14 protein-coding genes are annotated in these 16,210 nt (G+C 64.2%); 9 read left to right on the top strand and 5 right to left on the bottom strand.

Features of this window, described 5'->3' with window-relative positions:
- Window positions 1-42: 42 nt before the first annotated feature.
- Window positions 43-447, bottom strand: coding sequence for a heme-binding protein (locus tag HD883_RS23600; protein WP_179589392.1), 405 nt, complete (start codon window positions 445-447; stop codon window positions 43-45).
- Window positions 448-934: 487 nt separating this feature from the next.
- Here HD883_RS23600 and HD883_RS28050 point away from each other — a divergent pair, with 487 nt between their 5' ends.
- On the top strand, window positions 935-1,372 hold the full coding sequence (locus tag HD883_RS28050; protein ID WP_373563472.1) for a C40 family peptidase: 438 nt from the start codon (window positions 935-937) through the stop codon (window positions 1,370-1,372).
- Here HD883_RS28050 and HD883_RS23590 read toward each other — a convergent pair.
- The 3 genes from HD883_RS23590 to lptF all read right to left on the bottom strand — a co-directional run bounded on the left by HD883_RS23590 (window position 1,326) and on the right by lptF (window position 4,187).
- A complete protein-coding gene (locus tag HD883_RS23590) occupies window positions 1,326-1,718 on the bottom strand; it encodes a DUF2325 domain-containing protein (protein WP_179589391.1) in 393 nt (130 codons plus the stop codon). The two genes, HD883_RS28050 and HD883_RS23590, sit on opposite strands and share 47 nt — an antisense overlap.
- A 256-nt stretch (window positions 1,719-1,974) precedes the next feature.
- On the bottom strand, window positions 1,975-2,919 hold the full coding sequence (locus tag HD883_RS23585) for a CysB family HTH-type transcriptional regulator (protein WP_179589390.1): 945 nt from the start codon (window positions 2,917-2,919) through the stop codon (window positions 1,975-1,977).
- A 182-nt stretch (window positions 2,920-3,101) separates the two neighbouring features.
- Window positions 3,102-4,187, bottom strand: coding sequence for an LPS export ABC transporter permease LptF (lptF, locus tag HD883_RS23580; protein ID WP_179589389.1), 1,086 nt, complete (start codon window positions 4,185-4,187; stop codon window positions 3,102-3,104).
- Between the two features lie 76 nt (window positions 4,188-4,263).
- On the opposite strand from lptF, the gene HD883_RS23575 reads away from it, so the two are divergent.
- The 5 genes from HD883_RS23575 to HD883_RS23555 all read left to right on the top strand — a co-directional run bounded on the left by HD883_RS23575 (window position 4,264) and on the right by HD883_RS23555 (window position 10,755).
- Window positions 4,264-5,823, top strand: a complete 1,560-nt coding sequence (locus tag HD883_RS23575) for a leucyl aminopeptidase (RefSeq protein WP_179589388.1) — start codon at window positions 4,264-4,266, stop codon at window positions 5,821-5,823.
- A gap of 37 nt (window positions 5,824-5,860) precedes the next feature.
- Window positions 5,861-6,292, top strand: a complete 432-nt coding sequence (locus tag HD883_RS23570; protein ID WP_179589387.1) for a DNA polymerase III subunit chi — start codon at window positions 5,861-5,863, stop codon at window positions 6,290-6,292.
- Between the two features lies 1 nt (window position 6,293).
- On the top strand, window positions 6,294-6,731 hold the full coding sequence (locus HD883_RS23565) for a hypothetical protein (RefSeq protein WP_179589386.1): 438 nt from the start codon (window positions 6,294-6,296) through the stop codon (window positions 6,729-6,731).
- A gap of 96 nt (window positions 6,732-6,827) precedes the next feature.
- Complete coding sequence (locus tag HD883_RS23560) at window positions 6,828-9,674, top strand: valine--tRNA ligase (RefSeq protein ID WP_179589385.1); 2,847 nt, start codon at window positions 6,828-6,830, stop codon at window positions 9,672-9,674.
- 88 nt (window positions 9,675-9,762) lie between these two features.
- A complete protein-coding gene (locus HD883_RS23555) occupies window positions 9,763-10,755 on the top strand; it encodes a ketopantoate reductase family protein (RefSeq protein WP_179589384.1) in 993 nt (330 codons plus the stop codon).
- Between the two features lie 26 nt (window positions 10,756-10,781).
- On the opposite strand, the gene HD883_RS23550 is transcribed toward HD883_RS23555, so the two are convergent.
- Window positions 10,782-11,582, bottom strand: coding sequence for a class II aldolase/adducin family protein (locus HD883_RS23550; RefSeq protein WP_179589383.1), 801 nt, complete (start codon window positions 11,580-11,582; stop codon window positions 10,782-10,784).
- Window positions 11,583-11,783: 201 nt separating this feature from the next.
- Between HD883_RS23550 and HD883_RS23545 the strand changes: the two genes are divergently transcribed.
- The 3 genes from HD883_RS23545 to fusA all read left to right on the top strand — a co-directional run bounded on the left by HD883_RS23545 (window position 11,784) and on the right by fusA (window position 16,118).
- The gene (locus HD883_RS23545; protein WP_179589382.1) at window positions 11,784-12,767 is read left to right on the top strand and encodes a Bug family tripartite tricarboxylate transporter substrate binding protein; all 984 of its coding nucleotides are present in this window, start codon (window positions 11,784-11,786) and stop codon (window positions 12,765-12,767) included.
- 13 nt (window positions 12,768-12,780) lie between these two features.
- Window positions 12,781-13,779, top strand: coding sequence for a ketopantoate reductase family protein (locus HD883_RS23540; protein ID WP_179589381.1), 999 nt, complete (start codon window positions 12,781-12,783; stop codon window positions 13,777-13,779).
- A 230-nt stretch (window positions 13,780-14,009) separates the two neighbouring features.
- Window positions 14,010-16,118, top strand: coding sequence for an elongation factor G (fusA, locus tag HD883_RS23535; RefSeq protein WP_179589380.1), 2,109 nt, complete (start codon window positions 14,010-14,012; stop codon window positions 16,116-16,118).
- Window positions 16,119-16,210: the final 92 nt, after the last annotated feature.

Genomic DNA, 16,210 nt, shown 5'->3' with positions numbered 1-16,210 from the left:
GCTGACAGCCTGGAAAGCCGCCAGCGGCGCATCAGCGGGCCATTACACGCTCAGTGCGGCGATGCCTGCCTTGGCGATCTGTGCGTCTTCGTTCGACTTGACGCCCGACACGCCGACGGCGCCGATGGTCTGGCCTTCAACAATGATCGGCACGCCGCCTTCGAGCAGACCGTCCAGCGGCGCTGACAGGAATGCGGTGCGGCCGTTGTTGACGATGTCTTCGTAGATCTTGGTTTCGCGCTGGCCGAGGGCGGCCGTGCGGGCCTTGGCCGGTCCGATCAGCGACGAGATCGGCGCGGCGCCGTCCAGGCGTTGCAGATTCAGCAGGTGGCCGCCGTCGTCGACGATGGCGATGGTGACGGCCCACTTGTTCGCCAGCGCTTCGGCTTCGGCGGCAGCGGCGATCTTCTTCACATCATCGGAGGTCAGGACGTGCTTGGTCTTCATGGAAAATCCTTGTTGGGTAGGCTCGGTCGCCGCGTCGCAGCAGTGAGGCGCAATTGTAAGCCCTGCTTACGCAGCTCTTTTGAACCTTCAACGCATAAGTGCATTGACCTACTCGACAGCAGCCGGTATCTTAGCCACTCTTTTGGACGATTGACTTACTTTTGGTCACCCCTGATACGGCATGACACATACCTCCTTCGTCCTGGCCCTGTGCCGCAAGCCCCTGATCATCGCCGCGCTTGCCATTGTTTCGGGCCTCACGGGCTGCGCTACCGTCGCCCCCGGCGCCAGCGATGACGGCATCATGACCACCGCCGCATTGCGCGCCCGCCTGCAACATCCGCAGGCCGCCCGCGCCACCACCAACAAACCGCTCCCCCGTTATCCGAACACCGCCTGGCAGGACCCATTCGCTGCCGCAGCCGAAGGCATGCTGGGCCTGCCGGACACCGATATCGATCCCCGCACTACCGCGCGCGACCCGGCCATGATCCTGTCCGGCCAGTGGCACGCGCCCGACAGCCTGCTGGCGCCGACGTCGGAACTGGCGTCACAAGCCCTGGGTTATCTGGGGATCCGGTACCGGATGGGCGGCTCGTCACCCGACACGGGCTTTGACTGCAGCGGCCTGGTGTCTTACGTGGCTCGCCAGGTGCTGGGCTTCAATCTGCCCCGCAAGTCCGAAGAAATCAGCCGCATGGGCCAGAACATCGAACCGTCCGAGCTGCAACCTGGCGACCTGGTGTTCTACAACACCCTGCGCCGCCAGTACTCGCATGTTGGCATCTATCTGGGGGAAGGACGGTTCGTCCATTCCCCGTCAGCCGGTGGCGTCGTCCGTGTCGAACGGATGGACATGGCCTACTGGAAGGCGCGCTTCAATGGCGCGCGCCGGATCGCCGCGACCGTGGCATCTGTACCCTGACCTCGGCGGGGGCGGCGTCGGCACGGGCACATGGCTCGTTGCCCGCCGCGCCACACAACCCGCACGTTTCCAGCGCCTGCTGCATCGCACACACCGACCGCCGGCACGCCACGACGCGAATGCCTGAGCGTTGTGCCGCCTGCCGGAAGGCCTTCATGACGTTGTGACCGAGGAAGTCGGTCAACAGGATCAGGACCTCGGTGCCCGAAGGCAACTGCAACGTCTTTTTCTGATGGGACGGGTCGCGGCCACTGATGTGGTGCGTGATCGCGATATTGTGTCCTTTGAGCAGGTCGGGAATGTTCCCGAGCCGGTCTGCCCCGACGATGACAGCGCTGAGCGTCATGATGCCTCCGATGATTGATACGAGCCAGAACAGATGATAATGATTCTCGTTATAGAGTCAACATGAATGAGACGAGTTCTCATTTGATTATCAAATCGACTTCGTACAAGGGATAGGAGAATCAGAAATCTGGCCGGCTTGCCAAGGAAGAAGCATCGCCCGGCGCGTTTCCGGGCGGCGAGGTCAGGACGGAGAATGTCAGAGCGGACAACACCGGACGGACGAAAAAAGCCGGCGCCGTCCGCAGGCCGAAAGATCAGCCTGGCGCGGGCCGCAGCGCTTCCTGCACCACTTCACGCGTCAGCGCCGGCGCCAGCAATTCCACGAACGTATAGACGTAATCGCGCAGGAAGATGCCCGACTTCATGCCGATCCGGCTGGTGTGCACACCAAAAAGGCGTCCCACCGGGATGCCGACCAGGTTGATATCGCGCTTGGCGTCGTAGGCCACGCCCGCAATGATCCCGATGCCCATATTCAATTCCACGTAGGTCTTGATGACGTCGGCGTCGATGGCTTCGAGCACGAAGTCGGGGTGCACGTCTTGCGAACTGAAAGCCTGGTCGATCGCGACCCGGCCGGCAAAGGCGCGGTCATAGGTGATCACCGGGTACTGGGCCAGCTGTTCCAGCGTCAGTTTCCTGGACTGGGCGGGTGTCAGCTGGGCCAGCGGATGGTCCTTGGGCACCACCACCACGTGTTCCCACGTATAGCAGGGCAAGGTGACCATGCCGGGCGTCAACGCCAGGGCTTCGGTGGCCACGGCCAGGTCGGCCTGTTCGTTCAACACCATTTCGGCAAGCTGCCCCGGGCTGCCCTGGATCAAGGACAGATGCACCTTGGGAAACAGCTGGCGGAATGCTGGGATGACGATGGGCAGCGCGTAGCGCGCCTGGGTGTGCGTGCAGGCAATGGTCAGGCCGCCTTCGTCGCGGCGGGCGAATTCATCACTGACTTTCTTGAGGTTGTCGACTTCGCGCATGATGCGGTCGACGATCTGCGAGACGGCCTGGCCCGGCTTGGTCAGACCCTTGATGCGCTTGCCATGGCGCTCGAAAATCTTGACCCCCAATTCGTCTTCCAGCTCGATGATGGCCTTGGAGACGCCCGGCTGCGAGGTGTAGAGCATGCGCGCCGCTTCGGTCAGATTGAAGTCGCGGCGGACCGTTTCGCGGACGAATTTGAATTGCTGGAGGTTCATGGGTGGTGTGTTCTTATGAAGATCAGCGGGCTATGCCCAGTTGACTAAGATCATAAGGTAATAAGCACCAGCCACTTAATTCAATTTGGCTATATGCAAAGTCCGGCTGCGCAGAAGGCAGTCGGGAGATGGGCAGGAGACGGGCAGGAAGCTCGCAAGAAGCGGCCACGACCCGGCCAGGATCAGGCCGCGGCCGCCTTCGGTGCCCGCAGGCGCATCCGGAAAAACATCAGGATGGCTGTCAGCAGCGCGACCGTGCCATGCAGCGCAATCAACGCCACGAACACATCCACGCGCCCGTTGTTGACCCAGGCCTTGGCCAGGTTGACCATGTTCAGATAGAACAGGGCCACCAGCAGCGCGATCACCACGTCGCCCGACCGGCCCAGGCGCGGGTTCACCGCCCCCAGCGGAATCGCCAGCATGGCCAGGTTGATGGCGAGCAGCGGCAGGCTGACGCGCCACAGCAGTTCGCCGCGCGCTTTCAGGTCGGGGTCTTGCAGCAGGTCCATCGTGGGACGTGACTTGGTGGACGGATCGTCGGACGAAGCTTCGTTCTTGCGTTCCATGCGGACGCCGTACTTTTCAAAGCTCATGAGCCGGAATTCCGGCGACCCGGGCATCAGCTCATAGCGATGCCCCGACGACAGCACCATGAAGCGGTCGCCGTTGGCTTCCTCTTCGATCGTGCCGGTGCCGGACGTCAGCACGTTCAGGCGGCCATTTTCGATCCAGCGCACGAACACGTTGCCGACCTTGTCGGCCAGGTCGGTGGCCGACTCGACAAAGAACACCCGGTCGACACCGTTCGATTCCAGGAACTGGCCCGGCGTGATCTTGGCGACGTCGGACCGTGCTTCATAGCGGTCGCGGTAGTCGTTGATCTGGCGATAGGCCCACGGCGACGCGAACATGGTGAAGGCAGCCACCACCAGGGCGGTCGGGATGGCAAAACGCAGGATGGGCTTGAACCAGTCGAGCAGGCTGAGGCCGCTGGCGAACCAGACCACCATTTCGGACTCGCGATAGTTGCGGGTCACGGTGGTCAGCACGGCAATGAAGGCCGACACGGCAATTATCGTCGGCATCGAATTGATCGACGAGAACGCCGCGATGCCCATCACCACGTCCGCACCGATGCGCCCGGCCGCGGCTTCGCCGAGCAGGCGCACCATGAGCACACTGATCCACACCACGACGAGCGTCGAGAACACGACGCTGCCGTGGCTGGTGAGTTCGTCTTTGACGGAGCGCTGGAAAAGGGACAATGGAATGCTTTGTGCGACGGATCCGCATCTGCGGGATAATTGGGAATCTCGCGACTACATATAGGAAGAATCGCGCATGGACTTTAGCACACAGACCTCGTCACCCGAGAAGATCAAAACGGCCGCGCTGGTCGTCGGCGTATTCGCCGACGGCGTGCTGACACCGGCCGCCGACGTGGTCGACCGGGCGCTTGCGGGCGCCATTCGCGACGTGGTCAAGAATGAATTCAAGGGGCGCGCCGGCGAGACCCTGGTGCTGCGCAGCCTGACCGGCGTTGCCGCCCAGCGCGTGGTCCTGGTGGGCCTCGGCCCGCAGGCCGGCTACACCGCCAAGGTGCTGTCCAGCAGCTACCGCGCGGCCTTGCAGGCCGTCGTGACCACTGGCGCCACCGAAGCCGTGCTGACCCTGGCCGCGCTGCCGATCGAAGGCTGCGACGTGCGCACGCGCGCCCGCCTGCTGGCGATCGCCGCGGGCGACGTCACCTACCGCTATGACGGCACCTTCGGCAAGCGCGAGCCGGTCGTCCGCCCCAAGCTGGCCAAGCTGCTGCTGGCCGTGGACAAGGCCGACGCCAAGGAAGCCGAGGCCGGCATGGCCCAGGGCCGCGCCATTGCCAATGGCATGACGGTCGCCAAGGACCTGGGCAACCTGCCCCCGAACATCTGCACCCCCACCTATCTGGGCGACACCGCCAAGAAGATGGGCCGCGCGCTCAAGTTCCGCGTCGAAGTCCTGGATCGCCGCCAGATCGAAGCGCTGAACATGGGATCGTTCCTGTCGGTCGCGCGCAGTTCGTACGAAGCGCCCAAGTTCATCGTGATGCGCTACGAAGGCAGCAAGCTGGCGCCCGCACCCGCCAAGGTGCCACGTGGCAAGGCCGCAGCCGCTGCGGCCGCTGCCGCAGGTGGCGCGGCCGGCAGCGCCAACGCCCCGGTCGTGCTGGTCGGCAAGGGCATTACCTTTGACTCGGGCGGCATTTCGATCAAGCCGGCATCGGGCATGGACGAAATGAAGTACGACATGTGCGGCGCGGCCAGCGTGTTCGGCACGATGAGCGCCGTGGCCGAAATGCAGCTGCCGATCGACGTGATCGGTGTGGTCCCGGCATGCGAAAACATGCCGAGCGGCCGCGCGAACAAGCCGGGCGATGTGGTCACCAGCATGTCGGGCCAGACCATCGAAATCCTGAACACCGACGCCGAAGGCCGGCTGATCCTGTGCGACGCGCTCACCTACGTCGAGCGCTTCAAGCCGTCGTGCGTGATCGACATCGCCACGCTGACCGGCGCATGCGTTACGGCGCTGGGTCACGTCAACACCGGCCTGTTCACCAAGGACGACGCGCTGGCAGACGCCCTGACGGCGGTATCGCGCCAGGCCATGGACCCGGTGTGGCGCCTGCCGATGGACGATGAATACCAGGACCAGCTCAAGTCGAACTTTGCCGACATGGCCAATATTGGCGGGCCTCCGGGCGGCGCGGTCACGGCGGCGTGCTTCCTGTCGCGCTATACCAAGGCCTATCGCTGGGCCCACCTGGACATCGCCGGCACGGCATGGCGCAGCGGCAAGGACAAGGGCGCCACGGGCCGCCCGGTCCCGCTGCTGTCGCAATTCCTGATCAGCCTGGTGTGATGCGCCGGGCGCCCTCCCCCGCCCCGACGGTTGCGGCATGACCGAGATCGACTTTGCGTTCGGTGCGCCCGACCGCCTGCGGACGGCCTGCCAGGTTGCGGTCAAACGCGTCCAGGCAGGCCAGAAGCTGGTGGTGTATTGCCGCGACACCAACCGGCTGGGCCAGTTCGACCGGCTGCTGTGGGCCTTCGACGACCTGGCCTTCGTGCCGCATGTGGCCTTCGACGATCCGCTGGCGGCACAGACGCCGGTGGTGCTGACCTCGTCGGACGCCGAAACCCCGCACCATGAATGGCTCCTCAACCTCGACGACAGCTGGCCGCCGATCTACACCCGGTTTCGCCGGGTGATCGAGATCGTGTCGAACGACGCGTCCGAGCGCGAGGCAGCCCGCGCCCGCTGGCGCTTCTATCAAGAATGCGGCCACCAGATCGTCAAGCACGATCTGGCGACCCAGGAATTGCCCTGATATGTCTATCGACCCCCTGATTTCCCGCGACGACCCGAGCATTCCGGTGCTGACCGAAGTGATCGAGGTGCCTGCCACGGCGCCGGCCACCGAGGCCGGGGCCCCTGCCCCGACGACAGCGCCCGCCCCGCCACTGCCGCTGATCCAGCAGGCCGTCGATGTGCCGCGCAGCGGCGGTTTCGTCGACGAGACCCTGTTCAACGACATGCGCACCGCGCTGCTCGAAGACGTGCACCGCCGCATCGAACCCATTCTGCGGGCGCGCATGCAGCAGCACATCGCCGCCGCCGTCGACCGCGTGATGGACGACGTGGCCGACCAGTTGCGCGATGAAATCTCCCGCATGCTGGACGAAGGCCTGAACAAGGAACTGATCCGCCAGACCGCCGTCGTCGAGCAGCAACGCCCCCGTCCGCGAGCCGACGACCCCCTGCCCTGAGCGCCCCACCGCTGCGCCCGATCGCCTAAAATGGTCGGTTGACTCTGGCGCCCCGAACATCGGCGCGCGCCCTGACCTGCTTTTCCCGGAATGTTGATGACCCAAGCTGACACGACCCCTCCTATCGCGACCGACGAACTCCCCAAGAGCTTCGAGCCCGCGCCGATCGAAGCCCGCTGGTACCCGGAATGGGAAAAGCGTGGCGACTTCGCGGGCGGGGTCCACGTCAAGTCGGACAAGAATGCCGAGGCCTTCGCGATCCAGTTGCCGCCGCCGAACGTGACCGGCACGCTGCACATGGGTCACGCCTTCAACCAGACCATCATGGATGGCCTGACCCGCTACCACCGCATGCGCGGCTACGACACCGTGTGGGTGCCGGGCACCGACCATGCCGGTATCGCCACGCAGATCGTGGTCGAACGCCAGCTGGACGCACAAAAGGTCAGCCGTCACGACCTGGGCCGCGACGCCTTCATCAAGAAGGTGTGGGAATGGAAGGAATATTCGGGCGGCACGATCACCGGGCAGATGCGCCGGCTGGGCACGTCCCCCGACTGGAACCGCGAATACTTCACCATGAGCGACGACATGTCGCGCGGCGTGACCGAGACCTTTGCGCGTCTGTATGAGCAGGGCCTGATCTACCGCGGCAAGCGTCTGGTGAACTGGGACCCGAAGCTGGGCACCGCCGTCAGCGACCTGGAAGTGATCAGCGAGGAAGAAGATGGCCACATGTGGCACATCCGTTATCCGCTGGCCGACTCCGATGAATCGGTGGTGGTCGCCACGACCCGTCCGGAAACGATGCTGGGCGACGTGGCCGTCATGGTCCACCCGGAAGACGAACGGTATGCCGCGCTGATCGGCCGCCAGGTCCGCCTCCCGCTGACCGACCGCCTGATCCCGGTGATCGCCGACGACTACGTGGACCGCGAATTCGGCACCGGCGTGGTCAAGGTGACGCCTGCGCACGACTTCAACGACTACGCCGTTGGCCAGCGCCACGGCCTGCCGATGATTTCGGTGCTGACGCTCGACGCGATGATCAACGACGAAGCGCCTGAAGCGTATCGAGGCCTGGAACGCTTCGAGGCGCGCAAGCGCATCGTGGCCGACCTGGAAGCGCTGGGCCTGCTGGTCGAAGTCAAGAAACACAAGCTGATGGTGCCGCGCGGCGACCGGACCAACTCGGTCATCGAACCCATGCTGACCGATCAGTGGTTCGTGGCAATGAGCAAGCCGGCGCCCGAAGGCACGATCCATCCAGGCAAGTCGATTACCGACGTCGCGCTGGAAGTCGTGGCCAATGGCCGCGTCAAGTTCTATCCCGAAAACTGGACCACCACGTACAACCAGTGGCTGAACAACATCCAGGACTGGTGCATTTCACGGCAGCTCTGGTGGGGCCACCAGATCCCGGCCTGGTATGCCGAGGACGGCCAGATCTTCGTGGCCCGGTCCGAAGCCGACGCCCAGGCGCAAGCGCTGGCGGCCGGCGTGACCGGTCCGCTGACCCGCGATCCTGACGTGCTGGATACGTGGTTCTCGTCGGCCCTGGTGCCGTTCACGACCATGGGCTGGCCCGAGCAGACGCCGGACATGTCCAAGTACCTGCCGTCGTCGGTGCTGGTCACGGGTTTCGACATCATCTTCTTCTGGATCGCCCGGATGGTGATGATGACGACCCACTTCACCGGCCAGGTGCCGTTCCGCCATGTGTATGTGCACGGCCTGATCCGCGATGCGGAAGGCCAGAAGATGAGCAAGTCCAAGGGCAACACCCTGGACCCGGTGGACCTGATCGACGGCATTGCGCTGGACGGCCTGCTGGCCAAGCGCACCACCGGCCTGATGAATCCGAAGCAGGCCGAGAGCATCGCCAAGAAAACGAAAAAGGAATTCCCGGAAGGCATTCCGGCGTTTGGCGCCGATGCGCTGCGCTTCACCATGGCCGCGTACGCGACCCTGGGCCGCAACATCAACTTCGACCTGAAGCGCTGCGAAGGCTATCGCAACTTCTGCAACAAGCTCTGGAACGCCACACGTTTCGTGCTGATGAACGTGGAAGGCAAGGACTGCGGGCTGGACGAGTCGGCCGACATCGAGCTGTCGGTGTACGACAACTGGATCATCAGCCAGCTGCAGCGCACCGAAGCCGACATTGCCCGCGGCTTTGAAGACTACCGCTTCGACAACATTTCGACGTCGCTGTACCGCTTCGTGTGGGACGAATACTGCGACTGGTATCTGGAACTGGCCAAGGTCCAGCTGCAACGCGGCACCGATGCGCAGCAGCGCGGCACGCGCCGCACGCTGATCCGCGTGCTGGAAACCGTGCTGCGCCTGGCGCACCCGATCATCCCCTTCATTACCGAAGAACTGTGGCAGAAGGTGTCGGTCGTCGCCGGCAAGCGCAGCGCGGATGTCGCCACGTCGATTGGCGTGCAGCCCTACCCGGTGTCGCAGCCCGAAAAGATCGACGAAGCCGCCGAAGCCGCCATGGCGGAACTGAAGGCGCAGATCGATGCCGTGCGTGCCCTGCGCGGCGAAATGAACGTGCCGCCGTCGCAGAAAGCCCCGCTGAACGTGACCGGCGACCGCGCGACGCTGGAGCGCAACGGCCCGTACCTGGCTGCGCTGGCCCGGTTGAGTGAAGTCAACGTCATGGACACCCTGCCCGACGTGGGTGCGCCGGTGCAGGTGGTCGGCCAGGCGCGCCTGATGCTGCATATCGAGATCGATGTGGCCGCGGAGCAGGCACGCCTGGACAAGGAAATCGCGCGGCTGGAAGGCGAGATTGCCAAGACAACGGCCAAGCTGAGCAACGAGAGCTTTGTTGCCCGGGCGCCGGCCGCGGTGGTGGACCAGGAAAAAGCCCGGATGGCCCAGTTCAACGACACACTGGCCAAGGTTCGGGAACAGCGTCAGCGCCTGAAGTAAGGCGGCTGGCCAGGAACCACGAAACGGGTGCATCGCGAAGGCGGTCACCCGTTTTTTTATCTGTTGGCTTCAGGCTGAAGGAACACACATGAAGACAGTGACGATCTTTGGGGCGGGCGCCGTGGGTGGCAATGTGGCCGTCCACCTGGCCTCGGCAGGCGTGGCCGAGGTGTCGGTAGTGGCGCGCGGCGCCCACCTGGCGGCGATACGCGAGCGGGGCCTGACCCTGATCCAGAAGGATCAACGCACCACGGTGCGGCCGGAGGTGGCCACCGACAACCCGGCCGACCTGCCGCCGCAGGACCTGATCATCGTGACGCTGAAGGCGACGTCCTTGCCCGACGCGGCCCCGGCGCTGGCCGCGCTGCGCGCGCCGGGTGCGCCCGTGCTGTTCCTGATCAATGGCATTCCCTGGTGGTGGTCCCACGGCCTGCCGGCTGGGCATCCGGCAACGACCGTGCCGCTCGATCTGATCGACCCGGCCCGGGCGCTGCGCGACGGCCTGGGCGCCGACGCCGTCCTGGGTGGCGTGATCTATTCGCCCAACGAGGTGACGGCCCCCGGCGAGATCACCAACCGTGGCCACAGCCGCTTCCTGCTGGGCGAACCGGACGGCAGCCTGTCGCCCCGGCTCACGTCGGTGGTCGATCTGTTTGCTTGCGCCGGCATCGAAGTGGCCGCCCGGACCGACCTGCGCCGCGACATCTTCAGCAAGCTGGTGCTGAACGTGTCGGTCAATCCGATCTGCGCGCTGACCGGGCTCACGGCGCGGGAACGCCTGCTGGAACCCGGCATCCGGGACCTGTCGCGGGCGTTGATCAACGAAGTGATTGCCGTGTCGCACGCGTCGGGCTTCCCGGTGGACGCCGATCTGGATGTGGAAGCGCTGCTCGATCCGGCCAAGGTGCCCGATGCCCGGCCGTCCATGTTGCAGGACGTGCTGGCCGGGCGGCCCATGGAAGTGGATGCGCTGCTGGGTCAGTTGCAGGTGCTGGCGCGTGACAGGCAGGTGGCCACGCCGGCGCTGGATGGGGTGCTGCCGTTGTTGCAGGGGTTGAACCGGCGGGTGACGCAACCGTAGCTCGCTGCATCGCGCAGCGTCTCGGGTCAGGTGCGGTACTCGGGCGCCATCCGGTCCAGGTACCGTATCGAGGCTTTCCAGTCCCGCTGATTGGCATCGACAATGCCTTTGCGCTCGATCTGGAGCGCGGCGTGCTCGGCCACCTCATCGGGCACGATGACGAGGTTGTCGAGACCCGCCGAGAGCGCGGCCACCTGCGACGCGCACGCCATTTCCATGAAGTGATGCTTGTAGAAGGCTTCGGGAACATTGCGCCCGGCGATCAGCAGCCCGTGGTTACGCAGCACCATCACGAACTTGTCGCCCAGCGAATCGCGCAACGCGCCTCGGCCGTCGACGTTGAATTCAAACCCGTTCGAGTCGTGATAAGCCACCCGATTGAAGAATCGCGTCGAATGCTGCGATATCGGCAGCAGTCCCCAACGCTGCGCGCTGACCGCGATATTGGCCGGGGTGTGGGTATGAAAGACCGCCTGGACATCGTGGCGCGTTTCAAGAATGCCTGCATGAATGACCAGTCCGCCCGTGCTGACCTGCCCTTCGCCCGACAGCTTGGTGCCGGCGAGGTCGTACTTGAGCAGTGACGACGCGGTGACTTCATCGAAGAAGAGATGTTCGCTCTTGATGAGGTATTGGTCGGGCGCATCGGGCACGCGCGCCGACAGATGGTTGTACGTCAGATCCGTGATGCCCGCCAAGGCCATCAGGCGATAGCAGGCAGACAACTCGACCCGCGCCTGCCATTCGGCGGCACTACAGTCGGCAAGGGGGGCTGGACAGAAGAAAAGCTCATTACGCTGGACATCGTCGGCTCTCTCGGTAGGCATCATGAAACGCTCGGGACCGCAGGAAAGTAGCTATTGTCTGACAATATTAGAGTAGTATTAACGAACATTTTCTGCATCTTCATCCGTTCTACGCTCCCTTTCTGCCAATTGCAACGTTCCGCCACGTACGGAACGGCACCTGCCTGACTGCTCCCCCCGTCTTTTGCCCGACCCGCCAGGGTCACAAAACAAGGTGATGCCATGTCCAGCTTTGCAATATGGGGTCGAGCCGCGCTGTGCGCCGCGGCGCTGACCGCGATGTCTCCGGTGGCATCGTCCGCCGATTCGCCCTATCCCCACCACGCCATCCGCTTTCTGATCAACCAGCCTCCTGGCGGCGCGACCGACCAGTTTGCCCGGATGGTCGCCTCCAAGCTGGCGGAAAGCCTGGGCCAGAACGTCATTGCCGAAAATCGCGGCGGCGCGGGTGGCATCATTGCTGCCGATGCGTTGATGAAGTCGCCGCCCGACGGCTACACGCTGCTGTTCGGCAGCAGTTCCCTGGCCACGCTGGTGCCGCTGATCTATAAAAACCTGCCGTACAAGCCGGATGACATGCAGCCTGTGGGCGCCCTGGCCAGCTACGCCATGTTTCTGCTGGTCAATCCCGCGTTGCCGGTGACATCGGTCAGCGAGCTGATTGCGCTGGCCAAGGAAAAACCGGGCACGCTCAGCTTTGCGTCCGGCGGCAATGGCGCTACCGGCCACCTTGCCGGCGAGCGTCTGCGCAGCATGGCGAATATCGACGTCACCCACATCCCCTACAAAGGCAATGTGCTCGGCCAGCAGGACGTCATGGCCGGCAGGGTGTCCTTCATGTTCGATTTTCATCCGACGTCCATCGCGGCCGTCCAGGCCGGTCGGCTGCGCATGCTGGCCTCGACGGGCAAAGAACGCTCGCTGCTGACGCCCGACGTGCCGACGCTGGATGAAAGCGGTCTGCCAGGCTTCAACATCGTGTCCTGGTACGCTGTGTTCGCACCGCCCGGCACGCCGCGCCCGATCGTCGACGCGTTGAATCGCGCCCTGATCGCCATGACCCGCACGCCCGACATGCAAGCCAAGCTGCGGGCGCAGGCGTTCGAAGCGATGGAGCTGACGCCGGAGGAAATCACGGCGCGCATTCAAGCGGAGATGGCGATGCTTGCGCCTATCGTGAAGCAGGCGGGCATCACCGCCAATTGAACCTGGAGTCAACATGCAGACAGTGACCGTGTTCGGTGCGGGCGCCGTGGGCGGCAACGTCGCGGTCAAGCTCGCCACGTCCGGCGTGGCCAAGGTATCGGTCGTGGCACGAGGTGAGCACCTGAAAGCCATCCAGACCCGGGGCCTGACCCTGGTCCGCGACGGCACCCGGACCACGGCGCATGTCGAGCACGCCACCGACGACGCTTCCGAACTGCCTCCGCAAGACCTGGTGATCGTGACCTTGAAGGCCACCGCCCTGTCCGGCGCGGCCGAAGCACTGGCCAGACTGCGCGCCCCCGGCGCGCCTGTCCTGTTCCTGACCAACGGCATTCCCTGGTGGTGGGCCCATGGCCTGCCGGCGGCCCATCCGTCGTCCGGCGCGTCGCTCGATCTGCTGGACCCGTCACGCACGTTGCGCGACAGGCTGGGCGCCGAGTCGGTGCTGGGGGGCGTGATCTATTCCCCGAATGAAGTGATCGAACCCGGCGTGATCGTCAACCGAGCGCGCAATCACTACGTGCTTGGTGAGCCCGACGGCAGCCTGTCGGCGCGCCTGGAGGCCGTGCGGGCGCTGTTCGCCGCCGCGGGTATCGAGGTCGCCACCCACACCGAGTTGCGCCGCGAAATCTTCGGCAAGCTGATCCTGAATGCGTCGGGCAACCCCGTTGCTGCCCTGACCCGGCTCACCACCCGGGAACGGCTTGAAGACACCGACCTGCGCGACCTGTCCGCGCGCATCATCGACGAAGTCATGGCGGTCGGCGTGGCGCTCGACTGTCCCCTGGACCCGGATGTGGACATCGATGAGCAACTGGACCCGGCGCGCGTCAAGGGCTTGCGGCCGTCCATGTTGCAAGACGCGTTGGCGGGAAGGACGATGGAAGTCGACGCCATGCTCGGACAAATCCAGGTATTCGCGCGTCACGCAGGGCTGCCCACTCCGACGCTGGACGTGGTGCTCGCCCTGGTGCGTGGGCTCAACCAGCACCTGGCGCAGTCCAGGACGTAGCACCTTTTTACGTGCATGGGTATGCAAAGAGGCACCTTGCCCTCTTGTGCGGCGGGTCTCAGGCCCTATATACGTACCCGGCGTTATATAAATCCCATGACGCCCCTTGAGCCGCCATTACCCAGCTATTGCCGAGGTGCCGCGTTTGGGAGCAGACTCGCTGTCTGAACCCTCGCCCCTCGGTTCTGTCGTATTGACAGTTCGTCCAGCAACCACTTCAAGAGATTGCCATGACCCGAAAGACCCCTATTGAACGCTACCGGAACATCGGAATCAGCGCCCACATCGATGCCGGCAAGACCACCACGACCGAGCGCATCCTGTTCTACACCGGGGTCAATCACAAAATTGGCGAAGTGCATGATGGCGCCGCCACCATGGACTGGATGGAACAGGAGCAGGAACGCGGCATCACCATCACGTCGGCTGCCACGACCGCCTTCTGGCGCGGCATGGCGGGCAACTATCCCGAACATCGCATCAACATCATCGACACCCCGGGGCACGTGGACTTCACGATTGAAGTCGAACGTTCCATGCGCGTGCTCGACGGCGCCGTGATGGTCTATGACTCGGTGGGCGGCGTGCAGCCCCAATCGGAAACCGTATGGCGGCAGGCGAACAAGTACGCCGTGCCACGGATCGCGTTCGTCAACAAGATGGACCGGACCGGTGCGGACTTTTTTCGCGTGCAGCGCCAGATCGGCGACCGCCTGAAGGGCCGCGCCGTACCGCTGCAGATTCCCGTGGGCGCCGAAGACCACTTCGAAGGCGTGATCGACCTCGTCAAGATGAAAGCCATCATCTGGAATGACGCCGACAAGGGCGTGACGTTCGAGTATCGCGACATCCCCGAAGACCTGCAGGCGACCGCCGAAGAGTGGCGCGAGACCATGGTGTCCGAAGCGGCCGAGGCCACCGAAGAACTCATGGACAAGTACCTGAACGGCGAGACGCTGACGGAAGAGGAAATCAAGCACGGCATCCGCCTGCGGACCGTGGCGAACCAGATCGTCCCGATGTTGTGCGGCAGCGCGTTCAAGAACAAGGGCGTGCAGGCCATGCTGGATGCCGTCATCGACTACCTGCCGTCGCCGGTGGACGTGCCCGCCATCAAGGGCATGGACGAAGACGACAAGGAAATCGAACGCCATCCGGCCGACGACGAGAAGTTCTCCGCGCTTGCGTTCAAGATCATGACCGACCCGTTCGTGGGCCAGCTGATCTTTTTCCGCGTGTACTCGGGCATCGTCAAGACCGGCGACACCGTCTACAACCCGCTCAAGGGCAAGAAGGAACGCCTGGGCCGCATCGTGCAGATGCATGCGAACGAACGGCTCGAGATCAAGGAAGTGCACGCCGGCGACATCGCGGCAGCGGTTGGCCTGAAGGACGTCACGACGGGCGACACGCTGAGCGATCCCGACAGCGTCATCATCCTGGAACGCATGATCTTCCCCGAGCCCGTGATTTCGCAGGCCGTGGAACCGAAGACCCAGGTCGACCAGGAAAAGATGGGCATTGCACTGAACCGGCTGGCCCAGGAAGACCCGTCGTTCCGCGTGCATACCGACGAGGAATCCGGCCAGACCATCATTTCCGGGATGGGCGAGCTGCACCTGGAAATCCTGGTTGACCGGATGAAGCGCGAGTTCAACGTCGAAGCCACCGTCGGCAAGCCGCAGGTGGCCTATCGCGAGGCGATCCGGTCCAAGGTGTCGGATGTCGAGGGCAAGTTCGTCAAACAGTCGGGCGGTCGCGGTCAGTACGGTCACGTGGTGCTGACGCTCGAACCCCAGCCGCAAGGCAAGGGCTACGAGTTCGTCGACCAGATCAAGGGCGGCGTGGTGCCGCGCGAGTACATCCCGGCGGTCGACAAGGGCATCCAGGAATCCTTGAAGGCCGGCGTGCTGGCGGGCTACCCCGTGGTCGACATCAAGGCGACGCTGACCTTCGGTTCGTACCATGACGTGGACTCGAACGAAAACGCGTTCCGGATGGCCGGGTCGATGGCGTTCAAGGAAGGCATGAAGCGCGCGACGCCCGTGCTGCTCGAGCCGATGATGAGTGTCGAAGTGGAAACGCCCGAGGACTTCATGGGCAACGTGATGGGCGACCTGTCGTCGCGCCGCGGGATGGTGCAAGGCATGGAAGACATCGCGGGCGGCGGCGGCAAGCTGGTGCGCGCCGAAGTGCCGCTGGCCGAGATGTTCGGATATTCGACCGGCCTGCGGTCGCTGACCCAGGGCCGTGCCACGTACACAATGGAGTTCAAGCATTACGCGGAAGCCCCGCGCAATGTCGTCGAACAGGTGGTCGGGCAGCGGCAGTCGCGTTGATGGCGCGTCGGTAGTTGGTTGAGAAAAACGGATCCTTCGGGATCCGTTTTTTTTCGTACGCTTCGTGCTACGATCCCGCACAAATAATAATA

The organism is Pigmentiphaga litoralis, from assembly GCF_013408655.1.
GTDB lineage: Bacteria > Pseudomonadota > Gammaproteobacteria > Burkholderiales > Burkholderiaceae_B > Pigmentiphaga > Pigmentiphaga litoralis_A.
This window is presented reverse-complemented; position numbering and strand designations above follow the sequence as displayed.

What these genes read in the sequence shown, in the direction of transcription:
- HD883_RS23600 (WP_179589392.1), bottom strand. Translation starts at nt 447, where the DNA reads ATGAAGACCAAGCACGTCCTGACCTCCGATGATGTGAAGAAGATCGCC.
- HD883_RS28050 (WP_373563472.1), top strand. Translation starts at nt 935, where the DNA reads ATGATCCTGTCCGGCCAGTGGCACGCGCCCGACAGCCTGCTGGCGCCG.
- HD883_RS23590 (WP_179589391.1), bottom strand. Translation starts at nt 1,718, where the DNA reads ATGACGCTCAGCGCTGTCATCGTCGGGGCAGACCGGCTCGGGAACATT.
- HD883_RS23585 (WP_179589390.1), bottom strand. Translation starts at nt 2,919, where the DNA reads ATGAACCTCCAGCAATTCAAATTCGTCCGCGAAACGGTCCGCCGCGAC.
- HD883_RS23575 (WP_179589388.1), top strand. Translation starts at nt 4,264, where the DNA reads ATGGACTTTAGCACACAGACCTCGTCACCCGAGAAGATCAAAACGGCC.
- HD883_RS23570 (WP_179589387.1), top strand. Translation starts at nt 5,861, where the DNA reads ATGACCGAGATCGACTTTGCGTTCGGTGCGCCCGACCGCCTGCGGACG.
- HD883_RS23565 (WP_179589386.1), top strand. Translation starts at nt 6,294, where the DNA reads ATGTCTATCGACCCCCTGATTTCCCGCGACGACCCGAGCATTCCGGTG.
- HD883_RS23560 (WP_179589385.1), top strand. Translation starts at nt 6,828, where the DNA reads ATGACCCAAGCTGACACGACCCCTCCTATCGCGACCGACGAACTCCCC.
- HD883_RS23555 (WP_179589384.1), top strand. Translation starts at nt 9,763, where the DNA reads ATGAAGACAGTGACGATCTTTGGGGCGGGCGCCGTGGGTGGCAATGTG.
- HD883_RS23550 (WP_179589383.1), bottom strand. Translation starts at nt 11,582, where the DNA reads ATGCCTACCGAGAGAGCCGACGATGTCCAGCGTAATGAGCTTTTCTTC.
- HD883_RS23545 (WP_179589382.1), top strand. Translation starts at nt 11,784, where the DNA reads ATGTCCAGCTTTGCAATATGGGGTCGAGCCGCGCTGTGCGCCGCGGCG.
- HD883_RS23540 (WP_179589381.1), top strand. Translation starts at nt 12,781, where the DNA reads ATGCAGACAGTGACCGTGTTCGGTGCGGGCGCCGTGGGCGGCAACGTC.
- fusA (WP_179589380.1), top strand. Translation starts at nt 14,010, where the DNA reads ATGACCCGAAAGACCCCTATTGAACGCTACCGGAACATCGGAATCAGC.